This is a genomic window from Streptomyces sp. DH12 (assembly GCF_020873895.1).
GTDB lineage: Bacteria > Actinomycetota > Actinomycetes > Streptomycetales > Streptomycetaceae > Streptomyces.
This window is the reverse complement of the sequence record NZ_JAHWGT010000457.1, coordinates 1-608: the sequence shown is the minus strand read 5'-3', so window position 1 is coordinate 608 and position 608 is coordinate 1. Positions and strand designations below refer to the sequence as shown.

The following is a 608-nucleotide window of genomic DNA, read 5'->3' as shown; positions in this document are numbered from 1 at the left end:
ACCCCCCGTCGACCGGATGGGCCGCCGACCCCGGCGCGCGGGGCAGCGTGCCCGTGTACGGCGCCGGACCCGGCTTCCGGGCCGACGGGCGGGAGGCAGAGACGGGTGCGGCGGGGCCCGGCGGCGCATCGGAACCGGTCGTCGCCGCCGTGGAGGGTGCGGAGGCCGGGGGTGGCGTGCGGGTGCTCGTGCCCGAGTGGGTGCCGGAAGCGGTCGGCGGCGACCGGGAGGGCGGTCCCGTCGTCCTGGTGCACGATCACGACAGCGCGCCCCTCGCCGCCGCGGCGCCGGCCGGCGCCGTGCGCTGCCCGGTGGGTCCGGACGGCCTGGACCGCCGGGAGTTCGCCGACCGCCTGCGCGGTCTGAGCGGCCCGGTCCGGGTGGCGCTGCTCGTCGACGGCTCCGCCTGGAGCGACGACGACGCCGGGGTCGCCGCACTGCGCGGCCGGCTGCGGACCCTGCTGGCGATCGGCAGGGAACTGGCCGCCCGGGCCCGTCCCGCCACCGTCACCCTGGTCACCACCGCGCTCGCCGCCCTCGACGGCCGAGCCCCGGCACCGGGCGCCGCCCTCCAGGGAGCGCTGCTCGGCGCGCTGCGCACCCTGCCC

At 80.9% G+C, this 608-nt stretch carries 1 pseudogene; it reads left to right on the top strand.

Annotation, left to right across the window (positions count from 1 at the left end):
• Positions 1–608 (top strand): annotated as a pseudogene (locus tag LPA54_RS35155) (hypothetical protein); the annotation flags it as partial.